Below are 20,821 nucleotides of genomic sequence, written 5' to 3'. Positions count from 1 at the left end.
GCGCGCGCACCGTCGTAGGTCTTGGGGGTATCACTCCGGAATCACGGGTGTAACGGGGATGGCCGCGCCTGGTGCTGGCCGGCAAGACAGGGATTAATCTCGATGGATCCGAAGACCTATACACCGACCCATTATCTCTGGTCCTTCGCCGATGGCATTGGCACGATCACCTTCAATCGTCCCGAACGCAAAAACCCGCTGACCTTTGAAAGCTATGCCGAACTGCGCGACATGTTCCGCGCCCTCGTCTACGTCAAATCGGTCAAGGCAATCATCATCACCGGCGCTGGCGGGAATTTCTGCTCTGGCGGCGATGTCCATGAAATCATTGGGCCATTGGTCGGGATGGAAATGCCGGAATTGCTCGACTTCACCCGCATGACCGGTGATCTCGTCAAGGCGATGCGCGATTGCCCGCAGCCGATCATCGCCGCAATTGACGGCGTCTGTGTCGGTGCCGGCGCGATCATGGCGATGGCCTCGGACCTGCGCATTGCCACGCCGGAAGCGAAATGTGCCTTTCTTTTCAATCGGGTTGGCCTTGCTGGCTGCGATATGGGCGCCTGCGCCATGCTGCCGCGCATTATCGGCCAGGGCCGCGCCTCCGAACTTCTCTATCTCGGCCGCTCCATGTCGGCGGATGAAGGCGAAAAATGGGGCTTTTACAATCGCCTGACCGCCGCCGATGAATTGCTGCCTGCGGCCAGGGACTGGGCTGCCCGGATCGCTGCCGGTCCGAATTTCGGCAACGCGATGACCAAGAACCAGCTCAATACCGAATGGGATATGAGCCTGCACACCGCCATCGAGGCCGAGGCCCAGGCCCAGGCAATCTGCATGCAAACCAAGGACTTCGAGCGCGCCTACACCGCTTTTGTCGGCAAGCAGAAACCCGTTTTCGAGGGCAATTGAATGGCCGATATCAGCTATCTCAACTGGCCTTTCCTCGATGATAGCCATCGCGATCTGGCGCGACAGGCTGGTAGCTGGGCCCAGGCGCAATTCGGCGATCACGGCTTTGCCGAGCATCAAGATGTCGATGCCGATTGCCGCACAATCCGGCATCAGCTCGGACAAGCCGGGCTGACACGCTATTGCGTCCCGGCGGCCTATGGCGGCGCGACCGAGACGCTCGATGTGCGCTCGCTTTGCCTGATGCGCGAACATCTCGCCTATCGCTGCGGCCTGGCCGATTTCGTGTTTGCAATGCAGGGCTTGGGATCCGGTGCCATTTCGCTGTTCGGCAGCGACGCCCAGAAACAGACCTGGTTGCCCGGTGTCGCCAACGGTGATTTGTGCGCCGCCTTCGCCCTGACCGAACCAGAGGCCGGTTCTGATGTCGCCGCGATCGCCACCACGGCCACACCCGACGGCGATGGCTGGCGCCTGAACGGCGAAAAGACCTTTATTTCCAATGGCGGCATCGCCGATTTCTACGTCGTCTTCGCCCGGACCGGCGAAGCGGCAGGCGCGCGCGGCCTCAGCGCTTTCATCCTCGACGCCAAGGCACCGGGCCTGAAGATCGCCGAGCGTATCGAGACCATCGCCCCCCACCCCCTCGCCCGCCTCGTCTTCGAGGATTGTCATCTGCCCGGCAATAGCCTGATCGGCACATCCGGGGCGGGCTTCAAGATCGCAATGGCGACACTCGACGTGTTTCGTTCGACCGTCGGGGCCGCCTCGCTTGGCTTTGCCCGCCGGGCGCTGGACGAGGCCACCGGCCGCGCCACGACGCGCAAGCTGTTCGGGGCGACACTGGCTGACCAGCAAGGCGTGCAGACGCAATTGGCGGAGATGGCTCTGGATATCGATGCCAGCGCGCTGTTGATCTACCGTGCTGGTTGGACCAAGGACACCGGCGCAGCCCGGATCACCCGCGAAGCGGCGATGGCCAAACTCCACGCCACGGAATCGGCCCAGAAGGCGATCGATACAGCGGTGCAATTATTCGGTGGGCTCGGCGTTACAAAGGGGTCGGTTCCAGAAGCGCTCTACCGTGAAATCCGCGCCTTGCGCATCTATGAGGGCGCCTCGGAAGTGCAAAAACTCGTGATTGCCCGTCAGCATCTTTCGGAGTGGAAATAATGGTCTTTCGCGTTGATCGCCGCGTGCGCTTTGCCGATGTCGATGCGGCCGGGATTGTGTTCTATCCGCGCTATTTCGAGATGATCAATGCCTGTGTCGAGGACTGGTTCGAGACCGGGCTGGAGCACGGCTTCGACGCCATGATCGTCAAGGGCAATCATGCGGTCCCGCTGGCCCATATCGATGTGGAGTTCAAGGCCCCGAGCCGTCTCGACGACGAACTGGCCTTCAAACTGGTCGTCACCGAAGTCGGGCGCAGCTCCTTCAAGCTCACGATCAAGGCCTGGCATGAGAATGAGGTCCGGATGATTGCCAAGCTGGTCTTGGTCTATATCGACATGGGCAAGCATGTCCCGGTCCGGATTCCGGAGATCATGCGCGCGCGCATGCTCACTTTCGAGGAGGTCAAGTGATGCAAATCCTGCTTCCAGACGGCTGGCCGCGCCCGAAGGGCTATTCCAATGGTATCGCCGTCACAGGGCGTCAGATCTATGTCGCCGGACAGATTGGCTGGGATGAGCATGGCGTCATCGTCTCGGATGATTTCGCGGCCCAGTTCGAGAAAGTCCTTGAGAACACGCTCGCGGTCCTGGGTGAAGCCGGTGCCGGCCCTGAGCATATCGTTCGCATGACCGGCTATATCACCAGCCGGGATGAGTATATCGCCGCCGAATCCAGGATTGGCGGCATCTGGAAGGCATTGATCGGGCGCAATTATCCGACCATGGCCTTCGTCATCGTTGCAGGGCTGATCGAGCCGGGGGCGAAGGTCGAGATCGAGACCACCGCGGTGGTCCCGCTCTAGCGCCAGGCGCCAGAAGTCGGACACGTCGGGGAGGACGTCATGACGATGCAGACCAGTGGGCATATCGACAGCTTTACGCGCGAGCACTTGCCCGCTGCGTCGGATTGGCCGGAATTCTGTTTCGACAGCCCCGCACTGGCCTATCCAGACCGCTTGAACTGCGCGGCGGAACTGCTTGATCCCAATATTGAAAACAACCGCGGTGACAAGGTCGCGATCTATTCGGCTGGGCGCAATATCAGCTGGGCAGACCTGCGCCGCGAAGCGGCCCAGATCGCGCATGTCCTGGTACAGGATATGGGCCTGGTACCGGGCAATCGTGTCCTGCTGCACGGCCCCAATTCGATCGAGCTCATCGCCAGCTGGTATGGCACCATCCTCGCTGGCGGGGTGGCTGTGATGACCATGCCCATGCTGCGCGCCGGCGAGATCGCCAAGGTGATCGCCAAGGGCAAGGTGAGCTATGCGCTGTGTGACGCGGCGCTGGCGCAGCCGGTGCGGGAGGCCGCCGAGCTTCAGCCCGGATTGGATGCCCTGCTCACCTGGGGTCAGGACGGACAGCTGGCGCGGGCCATGGCTGGAAAACCCGGCACATTCACCGCCGCCGATACCGCGCGCGACGATATCGCCCTGCTGGCCTTCACTTCCGGGACCACCGGTGAGCCAAAAGCCTGCGCCCATTTCCATTCCAGCGTCCTGGCGATGGCGGACAGTTTCGCTGCCAGCGTCTTGCAGCCGGAAGCCGACGAGATCTATCTCGGCACGCCGCCCTTTGCCTTCACCTTCGGCCTGGGCGCCTGTGTGGTATTTCCCGCTCGCGCCGGACTTGCCACCGCCCTGCCCGAACGGCCGGGGTTCGAGGCCTTGTGCGAGACCATCGAGCGCTTCGGCGTGACCACACTGTTCACGGCGCCGACAGGCTACCGGGCCCTGATGGGCTTGTGGGAGCGCTTCGACCTGTCCAGCCTGCGCAAGGGTATTTCGGCGGGCGAGCATTTACCCGCCTCGACCTCGAACGCCTTTGAAGCCCTGAGTGGTATCCGGCTGATTGACGGGATCGGTGCGACGGAGATGATCCATATCTTCATTTCAGCGGCCGGTCCCGATATCCGGCCCGGCGCCACCGGCAGGCCTGTGCCCGGCTATCAGGCCCGGGTCGTGGATGAGGCGGGAGACGCTGTGGCAGATGGCGAGATCGGACGGCTGGCCGTCAAGGGGCCCACAGGCTGCCTCTATCTCGACGACAAGCGCCAGAAAACCTATGTGCAGAAGGGCTGGAACATCACCGGCGATCTCTATCGCCGCGATGAAGACGGCTATTTCTGGTATGTCTCGCGCGCCGATGATCTGATCGTCTCGTCGGGCTATAATATTGCCGGCCCGGAAGTGGAGCAGGCCCTCATGCTGCATGATGCGGTGCTGGAATGCGCTGTGGTCGGCGCGGCTGACACCGAACGCGGCACGATCGTCAAGGCCTTCATCGTGCTGGCCGAGGGTCATGACGCGCACGATGATCTGGTCACCCTGTTGCAGGATCACGTCAAAGCCAGCATCGCGCCCTATAAATATCCGCGCGCCATCGAATTTATCGCCGCCCTGCCCAAGACCCAGACCGGGAAGATTCAACGTTTCAAACTTCGCTAGCTTGGTATTAGGGTCGATCCGAATCCTGGGGTTGAGAAGGAAGTCCGCGATGCGCCAATTCTACGTCTTCATCAAATGCGAGCTGGGCCACACCTATGATGTCGCCGCGTCGCTGGTGGACAAGCTCGACGAAGCCCCGATGGTCCACTCCATCTCCGGCGCCTTCGACCTTCTGGCGCATTTCGGGATCGAGGATGATGGCGATATCGGGCGTTTCGTGAACGAGAAAGTCCAGACCATTCCGGGCATCAAGGACACGCAGACCATTATCTGCTTCAACGCATTCACGCGCGATCGCGGCCTCGGCTGACGCCCGGCCTGCTTGCGCCCATCCGGCGGATTTCTCATGCATTTTGGTGTCTTCGACCTGTTCAAGATCGGCGTCGGCCCGTCCAGCTCGCACACGGTTGGCCCGATGCTGGCCGCACGACAATTTGTCGAGCGCGTGATCGGCTCTCATGGCGAGGCCAGCATTGCCCGTCTGGAGGCCGAGCTCTATGGCTCGCTTGCCCTGACCGGCCTGGGTCACGGCACTGACAAGGCCGTTCTGCTGGGACTGGAAGGCTGCGACCCCTCACGCGTCGATCCGGCCGAGATCCCGCAGCGCCTGGAGCGCATTCGCGCCGAGCATCGCCTCACCCTGCCCGGCGGCCGCGCGATCGAATTCTCCGAGCGGCGCGATCTGCAATTTCGCGGCGATGTTCGCCTGCCATTTCATTCCAACGCCATGAAATTTCGCGCCCTTGCCAGCGATGAGAGCGTCTTGCTGGAAGAGATCTGGTACTCAATCGGCGGCGGCTTCGTCATCGACGAGCACGAAGCCGGGCGAAATTCCGCCGCAGATGTCAAGGAAGGCGAGCCCTACCCGTTCAATTCCGGCGCCGAATTGCTGGCCATTGGTGAGCGGGAAAACCTGTCGATTTTCCGCATCATGCTCGCCAATGAGTGCGCGTTTCGCACCGAGGCGGAGGTCCATGACGGGATTGAGACCATCTGGCGCACCATGGAATCCTGCATTGATCGCGGCCTGCGCGAGGACGGGATTTTGCCTGGCGGACTGAAGGTCAAACGCCGGGCGCCCAAGCTTTACCGCGATCTGTTAATTGAACAGACCGATCCAGCCGATGATCCGCTCGTCGCGATGGACTGGATCAATTTATGGGCAATGGCGGTCAATGAGGAAAATGCCGCCGGGGGGCGCGTCGTCACCGCACCGACCAATGGCGCAGCGGGCATCATCCCTGCCGTCGCTCGGTATTTCGACCGCTACCACCGCAACCCGTCCGATGATGAAGCCCTGCAGCGCTTCTTCCTGACGGCTGCGGCTATCGGGGCGCTCTACAAGAAAAACGCCTCCATCTCCGGCGCTGAAGCCGGTTGCCAGGGCGAGGTCGGCGTTGCCTGTTCGATGGCCGCCGGGGCGCTTGCAGCCGCGATGGGCGCCAATAATAATCAGATCGAGGATGCTGCCGAGATCGGCATGGAGCATAATCTCGGCCTGACCTGCGACCCCGTCGGTGGACTGGTGCAAATCCCGTGTATCGAACGCAATGCGATCGGCGCGATCAAGGCGATCGATGCGGCACGCCTGGCCCTGCGCGCGACCTCCGCCGACATGAAGGTCTCGCTCGACCAGGTGATCGAGACCATGCGTCAGACCGGTGTCGACATGCAGGAAAAATACAAGGAGACCAGCCAGGGCGGTCTCGCCGTCAATGTGGTGGAATGCTGATCGGGCTGGAAACGCCGTCGCGCAGGATCTCGAGCTCGGCCGCTGTGGCAGCATCAAAGCTGGCAAACAGCCAGTTCGCCACTGTGCATTTCGAATTGCCCTCGCTCACAATGAGCGAGCGCCCCGAGATCGCGGTAACCTGGTCGCCCAATCGCACCCCCGCTCTGGCGGCCGGGGTATCGTCGAACAACCGCACCACCCGGACGTCTTCACCGATGAAGGCCAGCCCATAACCGGCCTCCGCAGTGGCGGGGGCTGCATTGTCTCGGTTTGAGAGCAGGAATTGTCCGTCCGGATAGTCCAGCGTTACGATATGTGAGGCGAGAATGCCGGCCCCCACCAGGGTCGGCGGAACACTCCGGGTCGCTGCGCGCACGGCCCCCAGACTTTCGCGATCGAACCTGAATTCCGAAAGCGTAAACCGCGTCAGCGTGGTGGCCTCGCCCAGACCGCCGGCGGATTCGCCTTCATAACCAGTGCCGGTGACCGCGCTACCGGCGCTGATCACCCCCTGAACCGACATCGCCTCGGCCACAGGGCCAAACAGCGCCACTTCAGCGCTGCTGCCGGTATCGAACAGAGCCTTGTCCGAGACATCGCCGACCGCATAATCGACAATTGGCGCATGCGGATAGCCAAAGTCATACAGGCGCGCGGACACCACTGGATCGAGCGCCGGCAAAGCCGCCAGGCTGGCCGCGACGTGCAGCTGACCCGCCTCGGTATCAACCCGCCAGACGCTGCCGGGAAAAAGCTCCGAGCCGAGAATACCGGGCCCGACAATACAGGCCCCCATATCGAGGCTACTGAAGTCATGGATCAGGACCGGGATGTCGTGAAACACAACCGTTCCGATCTGCAGCGTGTCGAGGATGGCGAAATCCATGGTTACTTCAGTGCCATTGGCATCCCGCCCGGTATTTTGCGCCACAATTTCCAGACCCAGCGTATCGGCAAATTCGCGTGAGAGAATGGTCGGCGAACCGGTATCAAGAATGAACTCGCCGGTCGCGCCATTGGCCGCGGCGCCGATGAAGAGCTTGCCGCCGCGCAGCTCCAGAGGGATCGCGGTGACAGGCTCTGCACGGTCAATCATCAAGGGAGCGGACAAGAGGCGGGAGAAGTCTGACTCCTGCGCCATAGCCGGCACGATGTTCGTCAAGCTCGCCACCAACAGACCGAACAAAGTCATCCTTCGCATAGTCGCATTCCCCTGGCGCTATCGAGGCCGGACGTGCGGCCCGGATGCCGGTTGATACCGCGAAGACACTAGCATATCGGTCATCATTGACCAGTGAGGGTCAGGCGAGGTGTACCAACCAGTCGGCGCGGCTCACCCTCGAGTGAGCCGCTCCGGCAGGGTTTGGATATCAGGCCGCTTCGTGCTTGAGCACGTGATCAGAGACCGAGTATTTGGCCTCGGTCTGCCCGGCGACGAGCTCAAGGGATACGCCTGGCGCCAGTTCGATCAAAACCAGACCATCCGGCGTGACATCAAACACACCCAGCGTCGTGATGATGCGGTCGACGCAGGCCTGGCCGGTCAGTGGCAGCGAACAGGCCTTGAGGAGCTTGGATTCACCGGCCTTGTTGGCGTGATCCATGATCACGACGACGCGCTTCACACCGGCGACCAGATCCATCGCTCCGCCCATGCCCTTCACGAGCTTGCCGGGGATCATCCAATTGGCGATATCGCCGGTCTCCGACACTTCCATCGCGCCCAGGATCGACAAATCGATATGGCCGCCGCGGATCATGGCGAAACTGTCGGCGGACGAGAAATAGCTCGTGCGGCGCAGCTCTGTGATGGTTTGCTTGCCGGCATTGATCAGATCGGCATCGACCGCGTCATCATAGGGGAATGGGCCCATGCCCAGCATCCCGTTTTCCGACTGCAGGGTGACGTCGATGTTTTCCGGAATGTAATTGGCAACCAGGGTCGGAATGCCGATGCCCAGATTGACATAAAAACCGTCTTCCAGCTCCTGGGCGGCGCGGCGCGCCATTTCATCACGTGACCAGGCCATTATGCGGTCTCCCTTTGACGTACGGTGCGTTGTTCAATCCGCTTCTCGAACTCACCTACAAACAGGCGCTGCACGAAAATACCCGGTGTGTGGATCTGGTCGGGGTCAAGCGAACCGAGCTCGACGATTTCCTCGACCTCGGCGATCGTCACTTTGCCGGCAGTCGCCATCATCGGATTGAAATTGCGGGCCGTCTTGCGGAAGACGAGATTGCCTTGCGGGTCGGCCTTCCAGGCCTTGATGATCGAGACATCGGCCGTCAACCCGGTTTCGAGGATATAGCTCTCGCCGCCAAATTTGCGCGCTTCCTTGCCTTCAGCGATCAGCGTGCCGACGCCGGTCTTGGTGTAGAAGCCGGGAATCCCGGCACCGCCGGCACGGATGCGCTCGGCCAATGTGCCTTGCGGATTGAATTCCAGCTCCAGCTCACCGGCCAGGTATTGTCGTTCGAATTCCTTGTTTTCCCCGACATAGGAGGAGATCATTTTCTTGATCCGCTTGGCGTCGAGCAGGACACCGAGGCCGAAACCGTCAACGCCGCAATTATTCGAGATCACTGTCAGATCCTTGACGCCGGCGGCGAGTAGCGCAGCGATCGAATTCTCCGGAATGCCACAGAGGCCGAAACCTCCGGACATCACCGTCATTCCGTCGAATGCCAAACCGTCCAGCGCAGACTTGGCGTCGGGAAATACCTTTTTCATCGGGACCTCAGTCGAAAGTTGATGTTCGGTTCATGTTTATATCGCAGGCGCAGCAAAATACTAGCCGCCTGAATCCGGTTCGGGAATTGTCTGACGTCGTGCATCAATCTCGATCGCCAGGGCGCCGCCAAAGAAAACGGCATAGGCCGACCAGTAAATCCACAGCAGGAAAACGACAAGCGCGCCCATCGACCCGTAAATCCCGAAATCGAGCACCCGGCTGACATAGATGGAAAACCCTTTCGACAGGCTCAACCACAGTCCGCACGACACCGCCGCCGCGATGAGTGACGGGCCCCAGGCGATGGCATATTCGCTGCGGCGCATCGTCATGTGATAGAGCAATGTCAGCGCCGCGAACATGGTCAGGCCGGTCGCCGACCACTCATTGATCACCGAGCGTATATCGAGCGGCTCCAGTCCAAGCGCCTCGAATAATTGCCGCATGAAGACCGGAATCACCAGCACCGCCAGATTCGCCGCCGTGATCAGCGCGCCGCCGATCAGCAGGGAGGTGATGGCGAGAAAGTTGAAATGGATCACATTGCGGATATCGCGATCCTCAGCGAGATGATTGAGACCGGCGATCAGCGCCTTGGCCCCGCGCGCCGCCGCAAACAGGGCAATCAACAGGGCCACGGCACCATTGAATGACAGCGCCGTGATCGGGGCTTCGGTGATGCGGCCGATCTGGCCCATGACAAACTCTTGCGCGCCTGCCGGCATGATCTCGGCGAAGCGTGCGATCTGGGCTTCGGCCTCAGCCGTCGAGAAGGCGAGGCCGTAGATCGAAATGCCCAAGGCGATAGTCGGAAAGAGTGCGAGCATGCCGAAGAAGGAGACGCCGCCGGCAAACAGCATGACATCGCGCGCCATGGAACGGCTGATGGCGGCAATGATGATCTCCAGCCAGGGCGGGAGATCGATTTTGATCTTCAACAAGCGCTTGATTGATTGCAGCATGATGGCAGGAATAGGTCCGGTTCGAAGGGTAGCGATGCCTAATACGCCAAGATGGCGTTTTGCGCACCCTTGCAGTGAGGAGACTTCATGTCATTCGCCAAAGCCGCCGATCTCTTGCGCCTGGCGCGTATGGCCAGCGGTCATGTCGGCATTACGCTGAGCGATATCGAGGCCGAGTTCGGCGTTGTGCGCCGCACCGCCCAGCGCATGACGGACGCCCTCGCCCAGACTTTCCCCGATACCGAGGACTATATTGATTCCGAGGGTCGCAAGCGTTGGCGGGTGCCGCGGCGCCGGGTTGCGGAATTTTTCGCCCCGACGCCGGACGAAATCGCGACACTGGAACTGGCTTGCGCCACGCTTGAGCATCAAGGATTGCCCACGGAAGCGGAACGGCTGCGTTCCTTGCGCGAAACCATCAAGATCCTGACGCCCGACAAGCGCCATGCCCGGCTCGAGGCCGATGAGGAGGCCCTGCTGGAGGCCATGGGGCATGCGGCCCGGCCCGGTCCGCGCCCGGCCAGCGATCCGGTCGTCGATGCCGCGATTGCCGAAGCCCTCAAAGGCCCGTTCGCGCTGGACATTCTCTACCGAGGGCGTCAGGACACCGCTGCCATGCAGCGCCGTGTCGAGCCCTATGGCCTGCTCCTCGGGGCCCGCCGCTATCTCGTCGCCCGCGATCCGTCCAAGCCCGATGGACATTTGCGGCACTATCGGGTCGAGGATATCGAACGCGCCAGCATCACCGAGAACTGGTTTGCCCGCGATGAAGGCTTCGATCTGGAGGCCTATGCCCGACAGGCCTTTGGCGTATTCCAGAGCCAGGCCGAATTCGGTGAGGTCATCTGGAAATTTACCGCCCGAGCCGCGCCGCACGCGGCCCGCTTCCGCTTTCATCCCGACCAGACCAGCGAAGTACAGCCCGACGGCTCCCTGCTGGTCCGGTTCTTCGCCTCTGGCTATCTTGAAATGTGCTGGCATCTCTATGCCTGGGGCGATCAGGTCGAGGTCTTGGCTCCGCCTGCCCTTGCAGAGATGGTTGCCGGTCACAGGCGGGGCGATTTTCCGGGTTTTCCCTAGCGCCTCAGCGCACGGCGATGCGCACCGATTCCGATGGCAGCCAGGACGGCATGGAATGCCCGTCTGACGCTGACATCGCCAGCCGATAGCCCTTGTGCAGATAGCGGCAGACCGACCGCAAATCCTCGACATGGAGGCAGCTGATATCATCGCCGGGCTGTTGCATGCGGAAATAGCCGTCACGAAAACGGTGTGGTGCCATTGAACGCAGTGCGCCACCGGCGCCTTCGACATATGCGTTGATTGCGATTGCCATGATTGATCTCCATCCGATTGGCTCGTTGGACATCATCATGGATCGCGCAGGCGACAAAAACAGTCACCCCATTTGCCGGGCCCTGTTCATAGCGATCGATGGAGCAAAAAATGAGACGCCGGTCGTTGGGGGCGACCGGCGTCTCGGGGTATTCGTATCGCTACGAAGAGAAGCGGACTTGCGAGGGACAAGGGTGTCCGCTGATCTCGAGGTTGAGAATGCCGGTCAGGGCCTGAACCCGGCATGAACGCATTCAGTCATCTTCATGACCGGAAAAAACTCGCGACACTTCAACTGCTTACCGCCCAGTCATTGAGAATGGCGTCGCGGTCTGCACCGGGTTTGGACGCTGCGCCCTGCACCGCACCCGGGGTGCGCGAGAAGCGCGGCGCCGGGGCGGCCTGGCGCACGCCGTCGATCTCCACATAGACGCCGCGCTCCGCCATGTGAGGATGGTCCGGGGACTCTTCGTAGTTCAGGACCGGCGCAAAACAGACATCTGTGCCTTCCAGCAGGGCGCACCATTCATCCCGCGTCTTGCCAAGGAAAACCTCCGCCAGGCGCGCCTTCGCTGTCGCCCAGTCCTCGCTGGTCCAGCTGGGCGGCATTGAGGCCGGATCGATCCCGAGCTTGTCCATCAATTGCGCGTAGAATTGCGGCTCCAGCGGGCCGATCGAGACATGACCGCCATCGGCGCAGGCATAGACGCCGTAAAAATGCGCACCGCCGTCCAGGAGATTCTCGCCGCGCCTTGTATTCCACAACCCCATCGCGGCAAGCTGGTGCTGCGACGCCATCAGCGAGGTGGCCCCGTCGACGATCGCCGCATCGACCACCTGGCCCTCGCCTGTAGCGCGCGCATGCAACAGGCCCGCCAGGACGCCGAAAGCGAGATACATCGCGCCACCACCGAAATCGCCGACCAGATTAAGCGGCGGCACGGGCGTGTCCGGCGTGCCGATGGCGCCGAGCGCACCGGTCAGGGAGATGTAATTGATGTCATGGCCGGCCGCCTGGGCGAGCGGGCCGGTCTGCCCCCACCCCGTCATGCGGCCATAAACCAGGGCCGGATTGAGACCGAGTGCGGCGTCCGGGCCCAGGCCCAGGCGTTCCATCACGCCGGGACGGAAACCCTCGATCAGGATATCCGCCTTGCCGATCAGATCCCGGCAGATCGCCAGATCGGCCTCATCTTTCATATTCAGCGAAATCGACCGGCGGCCGCGGGCCAAGACTTCACTGGCACCGCCGCCGTGAGCGCCGGGCCGGTCGATGCGTACGACATCGGCGCCCATATCGGCCAGCATCATGGCACAAAAGGGTGCCGGGCCCAGGCCAACAAATTCCAGTACTTTAACCCCTTTTAGAGGTCCTTGCGCTTTCATGGGAGCTTCCTTGCGAATCGGCAGTTTCGAAAGCGTGGCACTTGTGACAAACTCAAGAAACACCCAATCATCGGTGTCTGCGGCAGGGGGGCGCATGGGGCGCGAATTGAACGTCCTGTTATTCGGGCATCCCGACCGTGTGGACGGTCTGGGGCAAGCGCTCGAATCCTTCGCTCTCAGCACCCGGACTATCCGCGGCGACAGCCCGGCCGCCCGCAATCCACGCCATTGGGCCTGTAGCGTCATCCTTGCCGAGAGCGACCGCGATGTCGCAGACGGTCTGGCCGCGCTGCAAAGTTTCGCACCCGGTCGCCGCCCGGTGATTGTGGTCCATCCGGACACGCTGTCCGGCAATGACGCTATTGATTCCTGGATACGCGAACCAACCCTGCCGGTTCAGATCGCGGCCCGCGTCCGAGCCCTCACCCGGCTGCATGCGATGGAAGAAGTGGCCAAACGCCGCACGGCCGTCACCGCGCTTTATGGCGATCGCGGCCGCAGTCTCGACCCGGTCGATCCAATGCCCTGCGTTCTGTATGTCGGCGATGCCTCACCACGTTTCATGGCGCTCCAGCACGTCCTCAAAGGCGCGGATGCCGAAGTGATTGGCGCATTCTCATCCTATTCCGCCTTCGATTATTTGCATGAACGTCCCTTCGACGCCGTGGTGCTCAATGCCGCAGGCAAGCGCGATGTTGCATTTACCATTTCCTCGGCCATGCGGCGCAATGCCCGCCTCTACCATACGCCGGTGTTGTTGATGGACACCGAGGACGACCCGCAAAGCGCTGAAGAGGCCTATGCGCGCGGTGTGTCCGACATCATTTCCCCAACCACGGGCGACGCCGAAATGCGCGACCGTATTCTCGCCCTGGCTGCCGAACGCCGACGTCGCCGCCGGGCGAAGGCCGCACTGGAAGCGTGCCGCGAGCCACGGACCCTGGATATCGAGACCGGCCTCTTCCACGCCGCTTTTGTGACATCACACCTGCAGGACCTCATCCACGCGGTCAGCCGTGATGAGATTTCGCTGTCCGTGCTGGCCCTGAAAGTCGTCTCCCCCCTGGCCGGTGATACAGGCGATACCAGCGCCACCGAAAAGGCCAAGCGCCAATTCGCCGCCATGCTGCGCCATCTTCTGCGGACCGAGGATGCCGCGGCCCGGATCGGCCCCGACACGTTTTTGGCCATCCTGCCCTTCACCGATGCGGCCGGGATTGATTGCGTCGCCAAACGCGTCGCCGCGATCGCCGATTGCACCGCATTCGAGAGCGAGGATCCGCTACAGCCCTTCCGGCTCAGCGTTCTTTCAGCCTCCGTCGAGCTACGCCCGGACGAAGCCGCCGAAGACCTGATCGAGCGAGCGGTCGCCAAATTGCGGCGTCATGATCCACTGGCCGCGCTGGCCTAACCGGCGGACGCGCCCTGGCTGGCGGCTCTCACAGCGATATCGGCAAGCGGCCCCATCGCCCGCTCGATGGCGCGCAGGCGATCATCCGGAGCGTCCCATTCAGCCCGCAGGACCAGCTTGTGGTCGGGGCGAACCTTGAAAAGGCCCTGGTTTTTCGAGATATGCTCGACCAGTGCGACCGGATCGATGAATGTGTCGCCACGGAAATGGATCACGGCGCCCTTCGGCCCGGCATCGACTTTCTCCACCCCGGCCCGCTTGCACAGCGTCTTCACCGCGACGACCCGCAGCAGGGTCTCGACCTCTGACGGCAAGGGTCCGAAACGGTCGATCAGTTCGGCAGCAAAGCTTTCGCGGTCGGTCTTGCTGTCGAGGGAGGACAGGCGGCGATAGAGCTGCAGCCGAACGTCCAGGTCCGACACGTAATAATCAGGGATGAGCACGGCGCCGCCGGCATTGATTTGCGGCGTCCACTCGCCCTCATCATGCTCCTCGCCGCCTTCGCGCAGTGAGGCCACGGCCTCTTCGAGCATGGACTGGTAGAGCTCGACCCCGACATCCTTGATATGGCCGGATTGTTCCTCGCCGAGCAGATTGCCGCCGCCGCGCAGATCGAGATCGTGGGAGGCCAGCGTGAAACCGGCACCGAGCGCGTCGAGGGAATGCAGGACTTTCAAACGCTTCTCCGCGCCGTCGGAGAGTTTCTGTCGTGCCGGCGTGGTCATATAGGCATAGGCGCGCGTCTTGGAGCGCCCGACCCGGCCGCGCAGCTGGTAAAGCTGGGACAGGCCAAAACGGTCAGCACGGTGAATGATCAGCGTGTTGGCGGTCGGGATGTCGATCCCGGACTCAATAATCGTCGTCGAGAGCAGGACGTCATACTGCCCTTCATAAAAGGCGGTCATGATGTCTTCCAGCTGCGTCGCCGCCATCTGGCCATGGGCCGCCACAAAGGAGACCTCCGGCACGGATTCGCGCAGGAAGGTGATGATCTCCTCAAGATCACTGATCCGCGGCACGACGAAGAAGGCCTGGCCGCCACGATATTTCTCGCGCAGCAAGGCCTCGCGGATCGTGACCGTATCGAAGGGCGCGATATAGGTGCGCACGGCCAGCCGGTCGACCGGCGGTGTTGCGATGATGGAGAGATCGCGAATTCCGGTCAGGGCGAGCTGAAGCGTGCGCGGAATCGGCGTCGCCGTCAGGGTCAGGACATGCACGTCGGCGCGCAATTCCTTGAGCCTTTCCTTGTGCTTGACCCCGAAATGCTGCTCCTCGTCGACGATCAGAAGGCCGAGATCGGCGAATTTCACCGTCTTGGCCAGCAGGGCATGGGTGCCGATCACGATCTCGACCTTGCCGTCGCGCAATTCATCCTTGGTCGCATTGGCCTGTTTGGTGCCGACCAGACGCGATAATTGCCGCACCTTGACCGGCCAGCCCCGGAACCGATCCACAAAGGTCTTGAAGTGCTGACGCACCAATAGCGTCGTCGGCGCCACAACAGCGACCTGGCGGCCACTCATCGCGACGACAAAGGCGGCGCGCAAGGCCACTTCGGTCTTGCCAAATCCGACATCGCCGCAGATCAACCGATCCATCGGACGGCCGCGCGCCAGATCGCCAAGCACATCCTCGACGGCATTGAGCTGGTCATCAGTCTCGGCAAAGGGAAAGGCGGTGCAGAACTCGTCCCAGCTGCCATGCTCCGGCACGATCGGATCTGCGGTGCGGGCCAGGCGTTTGGCGGCGATCTTTATGAGCGCATCGGCCATGTCGCGCAGGCGTTTCTTGGCCTTCGCCTTGCGCGCCTGCCAGGCAACGCCGCCGAGCTTGTCGAGCTGGGCCGTATCGCTGTCGGCGCCATAGCGCGACAGGAGTTCGATATTCTCGACCGGTAGATAAAGTTTCGCCGCGCCGGAATATTCCAGCTCGAGGCAATCATGCGGTGCGTCCTGCACCGGCAGGGTTTTCAGGCCAATAAAACGGCCCAGCCCGTGATCGGCATGGATCACCAGATCGCCGGGCGACAAGGCACCGGCCTCGACAATGATGTCGGAGGATTTGCGCCGCCGCCTCGGCCGCGCCAGACGGTCGCCGAGAATATCCTGTTCGGAGAGGATGGCGATGGTCTCGGTCTCGAACCCGCGCTCGACCGGCAGGATGGCGCGCAGCACGGTTTTCGCCGGCGCCTTGGCGACCTCGTCCCAATGTTCGACGGCAATGATCTTGCCGACGCCATGATCATTGAGGACCGAGGCCAGGCGATCGGATGCGCCCGCACTCCATGAGGCGAGCACGACGCGCTTGCCCGATTTGACCAGCGTCTGGACATGCCGGGCCGCGGCGTCGAACACATTGGTATTTTCGGCAGCTCGTTCGGCGGCGAAGATCCGGCCCTGCTTGCCACCGACATCGATGGTTTGCGGGCCGGCCTCATTGAAGGCGGTGAAGCGGCGGACCGTGCGGCCGCTCAGGGTTTTCGCCCATTCGGCCTTCGCGAAATAGAGCTGGCTGGGCGGCAAGGCGCGATAAGTCGGCGCAGACAGGCTCGACTGGTGCGCCGTCTTGCTCGCTTCCTGGCGGGCATCGAAATAATCGGTGACCTGTTTGGCGCGTTCGGCAAAGGCATCATCGGCGAGATGATCAATCGCGATCAGGGCGGTGTCGGGCAGATAATCGAACGGCGTCGCCAGAGTGTCATGGAAGAGCGGCAACCAGTGTTCGACACCCGCTGGACGCGAGCCGGCGCTGACCGCCTCATAGATCGGATCCCCACCCTTGGCGGCCCCGAAACTGCGCACAAAGGCGGCGCGGAAATGCGAAATGCTGGCTTCATCCAGCAAGACCTCACTGACCGGATTGAATTCGATCGCGTTCAACTGGCGCAGGGACCGCTGCGTTTCCGGGTCGAACGAGCGGATTGATTCCAGCGTATCGCCAAAGAAGTCCAGCCGCACCGGTTCCGGTGCGCCGGGCGGATAGACATCGATGACGCCGCCGCGGACCGCATAATCACCTGGCTCCATGACCGTGGCGGCGCGGGCATAGCCATTGATGGTAAAGTGCTGTTTGAGGATCTCGACATCCACCCGATTGCCGGGCCGCGCGATGATCCCGGCCAGGGCCAGCACGTCCTTGGGCGGACAGCGCTGGGCCATCGCATTGACGGTGGTGACGATCAGGCAGGTGTCCGGCAAATCCCCCGAGGCCAGCCGCGCCAGCGTCGCCGCCCGGCGCGCCGCAACACGCGGCGATGGCGAGATTCGGTCATAGGGCTGACAATCCCAGGCCGGCAGGCGCAGGATTTCCAGACCGGGCGCGAAAAACCCCAGTTCAGCGACAAAAGCCGCCGCCCGGCTGTCATCGCGCGCAATGAAGACATTGACGCCGCGCCGCAGCCGCGCCGTATCGGCGAAGACCAACGCGTCGAGGCCTTCAGGGGCGCCGCAAACGGTGGCGGGTCCCTGAACCCGGGCAATCATCTCAATTTCGGACATATCGCCTGTTTTCAGCTTTGGGTTGGCGTCGGTATGCGGTGGGATTCAGACTTTGGGACCGTCGCCAAAGGCGGCATCGCGATCGACTCGGAAAGATTTCAGGGCATCCATCACCGGCGTGTCGAAGGCCGCTGGCGTTGGCGCGCTGCCGATCACCCAGCTGTAAATATCGGCATCCAGTTGATCGAGCAGGCGGTCGAAATCGCCGACATCGGTTTCCGACATCGTGCCCAGAGCTTGGTCAGCATAGCGGCCCAGGATCAGGTCGGCTTCCTTGAAGCCGCGCCGCCAGGCCCGGATGCGCAGTTTTTTGCGGCGATTCTCGAGTGTTTCGGTCATGGTGGCGGATATAGTCCGCGAATGAGGCCGCGTCGACCAGTGGCAGATGCAGATGTTGGCGCTAGAGTGAAAAATAATGCGACCCGAGATTCTCTTCCCCCTCTTCCAGGACGTGATCGCCCTGCCCGGCATCGGCCCGCGACTGGCGGCGCTGCTGTCGAAGGCTGCGGGACCGCGCGTCAAGGACGTCCTGTTCCAGCTGCCCACTGGCCTGGTTGATCGCAGCCAGACCACCACCATCGCCGAGGCACCCGACGGACAGATCATCACCCTGACTGCCAAGGTCGAGGAGCATTTTCCCAGCGCCCGCCAGGGCAAGCCCTACAAGGTGCGCCTGTTCGACGGCACCGCCTTTCTCCACCTGGTCTATTTTCATGCCCGCCGCGAATACCTTCAAAAACTCCTGCCCGTCGGGGAAACACGTATTGTATCGGGTCGCGCCGAACGTTTCGGGTCGGAAATCCAGATCGTGCATCCCGATCTGGTCATGAGCGAGGATGAAGCGGCCGAGACCGCCCTGCTCGAACCGGTCTACCCGCTCACTGCCGGGCTGACGGCCAAGGTGATGCGCAAGGCGGCAACCGGGGCGCTGAGCCTGCTGCCCGTATTGCCCGAATGGCAGGATGAAGACTTGTGCGTGGAGCATGGCTGGCCTGATTTCAAGGGCGCGATGGACGAGGCGCATCACCCCCAAACCGCCGCAGACCTCGAGCCCTTGCATCCGGCGCGCGAACGCCTGGCCTTCGACGAACTGCTCGCCCATCAGCTGGCGCTGCAATTGGCGCGGGCGCGGCGCAAGGCTCAGCCCGGGCGCCAGCTCGATGGCGACGGCCGCAAGGTGGACGCCGTACTGCAAAACGCCCCGTTCAAGCCGACCGGAGCCCAGGCACGGGCCTATGAGGAAATCCGCGCCGACATGGCCCTGCCCTCCCGCATGACCCGGATGCTGCATGGCGATGTCGGCGCCGGCAAAACATTTGTCGCCGCCCTTGCCGCTGCGAAGGCTGCGGAGTCCGGCACCCAGACCGCCATCATGGCCCCAACCGAGATCCTCGCCCGCCAGCACGCCAAGACGCTGACGGCATTGCTCGGTCCGGCCGGTTTGAGCGTGGCGATCCTTACCGGGCGCGACAAGGGCAAGGCGCGCGCTGAAATCCTCGAGCAGATGCGCAGCGGGTCGGTCAATGTCGTCTGCGGCACCCATGCCCTGTTCCAGGACGGGGTCGAGTTCGCCGATCTCGCCCTGGTCGTGATTGATGAGCAGCACCGTTTTGGTGTCTCGGACCGGATGCGGCTGACCGCCAAGGGGCACCGCCCCGATACGCTGGTGATGACTGCGACACCGATCCCGCGCACGCTGGCGCTGGCGGTCCATGGTGATCTCGACGTCTCCAGGCTCGACGAAAAGCCGGCCGGACGGATCCCGCCCGATACGCGCCTTGTGCCGATGGAGCGCCTCGACGACGTCATCGAAGGCGTGCGCCGCGCGATATCAAAGGGCGACCGGGTGTATTGGGTCTGCCCGCTGGTCGAGGAATCCGAGCTTTCCGAGCTTTCCGCCGCCGAGGATCGCTGGCGGCACTTGCGCGCGGCACTCGGTGATGAGCGCGTCGGGCTGATCCATGGCCGCATGAAAGCCGCTGAGAAAGAAAGCGTCGCAACAGCCTTCCGCGAGGGCGAGATGGATGTGCTTGTGGCGACGACGGTGATCGAGGTCGGGGTCGATGCACCGGACGCTACGGTCATGATTATCGAACACGCCGAGCGCTTCGGACTGGCGCAATTGCACCAGTTGCGCGGCCGGGTCGGACGCGGCGAGAAGCCTTCTTCCTGCCTGTTGCTTTACAAGGGCCCGATCGGCGAAACCGCCAAGGCGCGCCTTGAAATGATGCGCGAAACCGATGATGGCTTTGTCATCGCCGAGGAGGACTGGCGCCTGCGCGGGGCCGGCGATCCACTCGGCTTGCGTCAGAGCGGTCTGCCTGATTTCGCCCTGGCGCGGCTGGAAGCCCATGGCCACCTCATCGCCCTGGCCAATGACACCGCCAAACTGGCCGTGCACCGCGACACCGAATTGACGACACCGCGCGGTGAAGCGCTGCGCATTCTGCTCTATCTGTTCGAGCAGGATCGCGGCATCAGGCTGCTTAAATCCGGCTAGGGCGCGTCCACAGGCGCCACCGTCACGTCCGGCGGCAGGGTGTCGCGGACGCTCTTGGGCAGTTTGTCGGCCGTGACCATGCCAAAGGAAATGATCAGCTTGGCCGCCTCCTCGACCGACATGTCGACATGGATCGTATTGGCGCGCGGCGTGTAAAGCAGGAATCCGGAGGTTGGATTGGGCGTTGTCGGCACAAAGAGCCCGATCACATCATCGCCGATCACCTCCTGCATCGCTCCGCGCCCTTCGGCCGAGACGAAGGCGACGACATAGAGCCCCTTCATCGGGTACTCGATCAGCACGACTTCCTTGAAGGAATTGGTCTTGCCGGAGAAGACCGTTTCAACGATCTGCTTGAGCGCGCCATAGACATGACGCACCAGCGGCACACCATCGACCAGCCGCTCGCCCATTGAAATCAGGGTGCGGCCGAACAGATTGGCGGCGAGCGCGCCGACCATGGTCAGCAAGACGACCGCAATCACGACGCCCAGGCCGGGAATGGTGTAATCACCCGGCAGATAATTTTCCGGATTATAGCGCGCCGGGATCAGCGGCTTGACGACATTGTCGACAAACCCGACGAAGCTGATGATCAGGAAGAGCGTGACACCAAGCGGGGTCGCAATGGCAATCCCGGTCAGAAAACTATTGCGAAGCCATCGAAACATTGTGTTCGTGCACCCAATCTGCGCGGTTCACGCGCCCGGCCGCCCGGCCCTCAGA

At 62.4% G+C, this 20,821-nt stretch carries 19 protein-coding genes; 10 read left to right on the top strand and 9 right to left on the bottom strand.

What is annotated here, in order from left to right; translation table 11 throughout:
• Positions 1–102 precede the first annotated feature (102 nt).
• Genes ACN0YJ_RS07555 through ACN0YJ_RS07525 form a run of 7 tightly spaced genes read left to right on the top strand, consistent with a single transcriptional unit; the run spans position 103 to position 6,266 of the window.
• Positions 103–912, top strand: a complete 810-nt coding sequence (locus tag ACN0YJ_RS07555; protein ID WP_417489482.1) for an enoyl-CoA hydratase family protein — start codon at positions 103–105, stop codon at positions 910–912.
• Positions 913–2,085 carry an acyl-CoA dehydrogenase family protein gene (locus tag ACN0YJ_RS07550; protein ID WP_417495807.1) on the top strand — a complete coding sequence of 391 codons (1,173 nt, stop codon included), beginning with the start codon at positions 913–915 and terminating at the stop codon, positions 2,083–2,085.
• Positions 2,085–2,498, top strand: coding sequence for an acyl-CoA thioesterase (locus ACN0YJ_RS07545; protein ID WP_417476210.1), 414 nt, complete (start codon positions 2,085–2,087; stop codon positions 2,496–2,498). Before ACN0YJ_RS07550 ends, ACN0YJ_RS07545 begins: the two co-directional genes overlap by 1 nt.
• A complete protein-coding gene (locus ACN0YJ_RS07540) occupies positions 2,498–2,890 on the top strand; it encodes a RidA family protein (RefSeq protein WP_417476212.1) in 393 nt (130 codons plus the stop codon). The genes ACN0YJ_RS07545 and ACN0YJ_RS07540 overlap by 1 nt, the downstream gene beginning before the upstream one ends.
• Before the next feature lie 45 nt (positions 2,891–2,935).
• On the top strand, positions 2,936–4,534 hold the full coding sequence (locus ACN0YJ_RS07535; protein ID WP_417495827.1) for a benzoate-CoA ligase family protein: 1,599 nt from the start codon (positions 2,936–2,938) through the stop codon (positions 4,532–4,534).
• A gap of 49 nt (positions 4,535–4,583) precedes the next feature.
• A complete protein-coding gene (locus tag ACN0YJ_RS07530; RefSeq protein ID WP_339745040.1) occupies positions 4,584–4,844 on the top strand; it encodes an Lrp/AsnC ligand binding domain-containing protein in 261 nt (86 codons plus the stop codon).
• A gap of 36 nt (positions 4,845–4,880) precedes the next feature.
• On the top strand, positions 4,881–6,266 hold the full coding sequence (locus tag ACN0YJ_RS07525) for an L-serine ammonia-lyase (RefSeq protein ID WP_417495806.1): 1,386 nt from the start codon (positions 4,881–4,883) through the stop codon (positions 6,264–6,266).
• Here ACN0YJ_RS07525 and ACN0YJ_RS07520 read toward each other — a convergent pair.
• From ACN0YJ_RS07520 to ACN0YJ_RS07505, 4 genes are all read right to left on the bottom strand, one after another.
• On the bottom strand, positions 6,247–7,362 hold the full coding sequence (locus ACN0YJ_RS07520; RefSeq protein ID WP_417495805.1) for an aspartyl protease family protein: 1,116 nt from the start codon (positions 7,360–7,362) through the stop codon (positions 6,247–6,249). The genes ACN0YJ_RS07525 and ACN0YJ_RS07520 overlap by 20 nt on opposite strands.
• Before the next feature lie 274 nt (positions 7,363–7,636).
• Complete coding sequence (locus ACN0YJ_RS07515; protein ID WP_417495804.1) at positions 7,637–8,296, bottom strand: CoA transferase subunit B; 660 nt, start codon at positions 8,294–8,296, stop codon at positions 7,637–7,639.
• A complete protein-coding gene (locus ACN0YJ_RS07510) occupies positions 8,296–9,000 on the bottom strand; it encodes a CoA transferase subunit A (RefSeq protein ID WP_417476221.1) in 705 nt (234 codons plus the stop codon). Before ACN0YJ_RS07510 ends, ACN0YJ_RS07515 begins: the two co-directional genes overlap by 1 nt.
• Positions 9,001–9,060: 60 nt before the next feature.
• Positions 9,061–9,942: a YihY/virulence factor BrkB family protein gene (locus tag ACN0YJ_RS07505; RefSeq protein ID WP_417489474.1), complete on the bottom strand. Its 882-nt coding sequence runs from the start codon at positions 9,940–9,942 to the stop codon at positions 9,061–9,063.
• Positions 9,943–10,050: 108 nt separating this feature from the next.
• Between ACN0YJ_RS07505 and ACN0YJ_RS07500 the strand changes: the two genes are divergently transcribed.
• Positions 10,051–11,043, top strand: a complete 993-nt coding sequence (locus ACN0YJ_RS07500) for a helix-turn-helix transcriptional regulator (RefSeq protein WP_417495803.1) — start codon at positions 10,051–10,053, stop codon at positions 11,041–11,043.
• A 4-nt stretch (positions 11,044–11,047) separates the two neighbouring features.
• Here the strand turns inward: ACN0YJ_RS07500 and ACN0YJ_RS07495 are convergent, their stop codons facing one another.
• Positions 11,048–11,299 carry a hypothetical protein gene (locus ACN0YJ_RS07495; protein WP_091767261.1) on the bottom strand — a complete coding sequence of 84 codons (252 nt, stop codon included), beginning with the start codon at positions 11,297–11,299 and terminating at the stop codon, positions 11,048–11,050.
• A gap of 290 nt (positions 11,300–11,589) precedes the next feature.
• Positions 11,590–12,684, bottom strand: a complete 1,095-nt coding sequence (locus tag ACN0YJ_RS07490) for a CaiB/BaiF CoA transferase family protein (protein WP_417495802.1) — start codon at positions 12,682–12,684, stop codon at positions 11,590–11,592.
• 94 nt (positions 12,685–12,778) lie between these two features.
• On the opposite strand from ACN0YJ_RS07490, the gene ACN0YJ_RS07485 reads away from it, so the two are divergent.
• A complete protein-coding gene (locus ACN0YJ_RS07485; RefSeq protein WP_417495801.1) occupies positions 12,779–14,095 on the top strand; it encodes a diguanylate cyclase domain-containing protein in 1,317 nt (438 codons plus the stop codon).
• Here the strand turns inward: ACN0YJ_RS07485 and mfd are convergent.
• The gene (gene mfd, locus ACN0YJ_RS07480; protein WP_417489468.1) at positions 14,092–17,595 is read right to left on the bottom strand and encodes a transcription-repair coupling factor; all 3,504 of its coding nucleotides are present in this window, start codon (positions 17,593–17,595) and stop codon (positions 14,092–14,094) included. The genes ACN0YJ_RS07485 and mfd overlap by 4 nt on opposite strands.
• Before the next feature lie 45 nt (positions 17,596–17,640).
• Positions 17,641–17,934, bottom strand: coding sequence for a succinate dehydrogenase assembly factor 2 (locus ACN0YJ_RS07475; protein WP_417476233.1), 294 nt, complete (start codon positions 17,932–17,934; stop codon positions 17,641–17,643).
• A 76-nt stretch (positions 17,935–18,010) separates the two neighbouring features.
• On the opposite strand from ACN0YJ_RS07475, the gene recG reads away from it, so the two are divergent.
• A complete protein-coding gene (gene recG, locus ACN0YJ_RS07470; RefSeq protein ID WP_417495800.1) occupies positions 18,011–20,095 on the top strand; it encodes an ATP-dependent DNA helicase RecG in 2,085 nt (694 codons plus the stop codon).
• Here the strand turns inward: recG and ACN0YJ_RS07465 are convergent.
• Positions 20,092–20,766 carry a DUF502 domain-containing protein gene (locus ACN0YJ_RS07465; protein ID WP_417476237.1) on the bottom strand — a complete coding sequence of 225 codons (675 nt, stop codon included), beginning with the start codon at positions 20,764–20,766 and terminating at the stop codon, positions 20,092–20,094. The two genes, recG and ACN0YJ_RS07465, sit on opposite strands and share 4 nt — an antisense overlap.
• Positions 20,767–20,821 lie beyond the last annotated feature (55 nt).

Source organism: Maricaulis sp., assembly GCF_048270095.1.
In the GTDB taxonomy this organism is placed as follows: Bacteria; Pseudomonadota; Alphaproteobacteria; order Caulobacterales; family Maricaulaceae; genus Maricaulis.
Note: the sequence above shows the minus strand (reverse complement) of the source record. Positions and strands in the feature narration are given on the sequence as shown.

What these genes read in the sequence shown, in the direction of transcription:
- ACN0YJ_RS07530 (WP_339745040.1), top strand. Translation starts at nt 4,584, where the DNA reads ATGCGCCAATTCTACGTCTTCATCAAATGCGAGCTGGGCCACACCTAT.
- ACN0YJ_RS07490 (WP_417495802.1), bottom strand. Translation starts at nt 12,684, where the DNA reads ATGAAAGCGCAAGGACCTCTAAAAGGGGTTAAAGTACTGGAATTTGTT.
- mfd (WP_417489468.1), bottom strand. Translation starts at nt 17,595, where the DNA reads ATGTCCGAAATTGAGATGATTGCCCGGGTTCAGGGACCCGCCACCGTT.
- ACN0YJ_RS07550 (WP_417495807.1), top strand. Translation starts at nt 913, where the DNA reads ATGGCCGATATCAGCTATCTCAACTGGCCTTTCCTCGATGATAGCCAT.
- ACN0YJ_RS07555 (WP_417489482.1), top strand. Translation starts at nt 103, where the DNA reads ATGGATCCGAAGACCTATACACCGACCCATTATCTCTGGTCCTTCGCC.
- ACN0YJ_RS07495 (WP_091767261.1), bottom strand. Translation starts at nt 11,299, where the DNA reads ATGGCAATCGCAATCAACGCATATGTCGAAGGCGCCGGTGGCGCACTG.
- ACN0YJ_RS07500 (WP_417495803.1), top strand. Translation starts at nt 10,051, where the DNA reads ATGTCATTCGCCAAAGCCGCCGATCTCTTGCGCCTGGCGCGTATGGCC.
- ACN0YJ_RS07515 (WP_417495804.1), bottom strand. Translation starts at nt 8,296, where the DNA reads ATGGCCTGGTCACGTGATGAAATGGCGCGCCGCGCCGCCCAGGAGCTG.
- ACN0YJ_RS07485 (WP_417495801.1), top strand. Translation starts at nt 12,779, where the DNA reads ATGGGGCGCGAATTGAACGTCCTGTTATTCGGGCATCCCGACCGTGTG.
- ACN0YJ_RS07465 (WP_417476237.1), bottom strand. Translation starts at nt 20,766, where the DNA reads ATGTTTCGATGGCTTCGCAATAGTTTTCTGACCGGGATTGCCATTGCG.
- ACN0YJ_RS07510 (WP_417476221.1), bottom strand. Translation starts at nt 9,000, where the DNA reads ATGAAAAAGGTATTTCCCGACGCCAAGTCTGCGCTGGACGGTTTGGCA.
- ACN0YJ_RS07540 (WP_417476212.1), top strand. Translation starts at nt 2,498, where the DNA reads ATGCAAATCCTGCTTCCAGACGGCTGGCCGCGCCCGAAGGGCTATTCC.
- ACN0YJ_RS07525 (WP_417495806.1), top strand. Translation starts at nt 4,881, where the DNA reads ATGCATTTTGGTGTCTTCGACCTGTTCAAGATCGGCGTCGGCCCGTCC.
- ACN0YJ_RS07475 (WP_417476233.1), bottom strand. Translation starts at nt 17,934, where the DNA reads ATGACCGAAACACTCGAGAATCGCCGCAAAAAACTGCGCATCCGGGCC.
- ACN0YJ_RS07535 (WP_417495827.1), top strand. Translation starts at nt 2,936, where the DNA reads ATGCAGACCAGTGGGCATATCGACAGCTTTACGCGCGAGCACTTGCCC.
- ACN0YJ_RS07520 (WP_417495805.1), bottom strand. Translation starts at nt 7,362, where the DNA reads ATGATTGACCGTGCAGAGCCTGTCACCGCGATCCCTCTGGAGCTGCGC.
- ACN0YJ_RS07545 (WP_417476210.1), top strand. Translation starts at nt 2,085, where the DNA reads ATGGTCTTTCGCGTTGATCGCCGCGTGCGCTTTGCCGATGTCGATGCG.
- recG (WP_417495800.1), top strand. Translation starts at nt 18,011, where the DNA reads ATGCGACCCGAGATTCTCTTCCCCCTCTTCCAGGACGTGATCGCCCTG.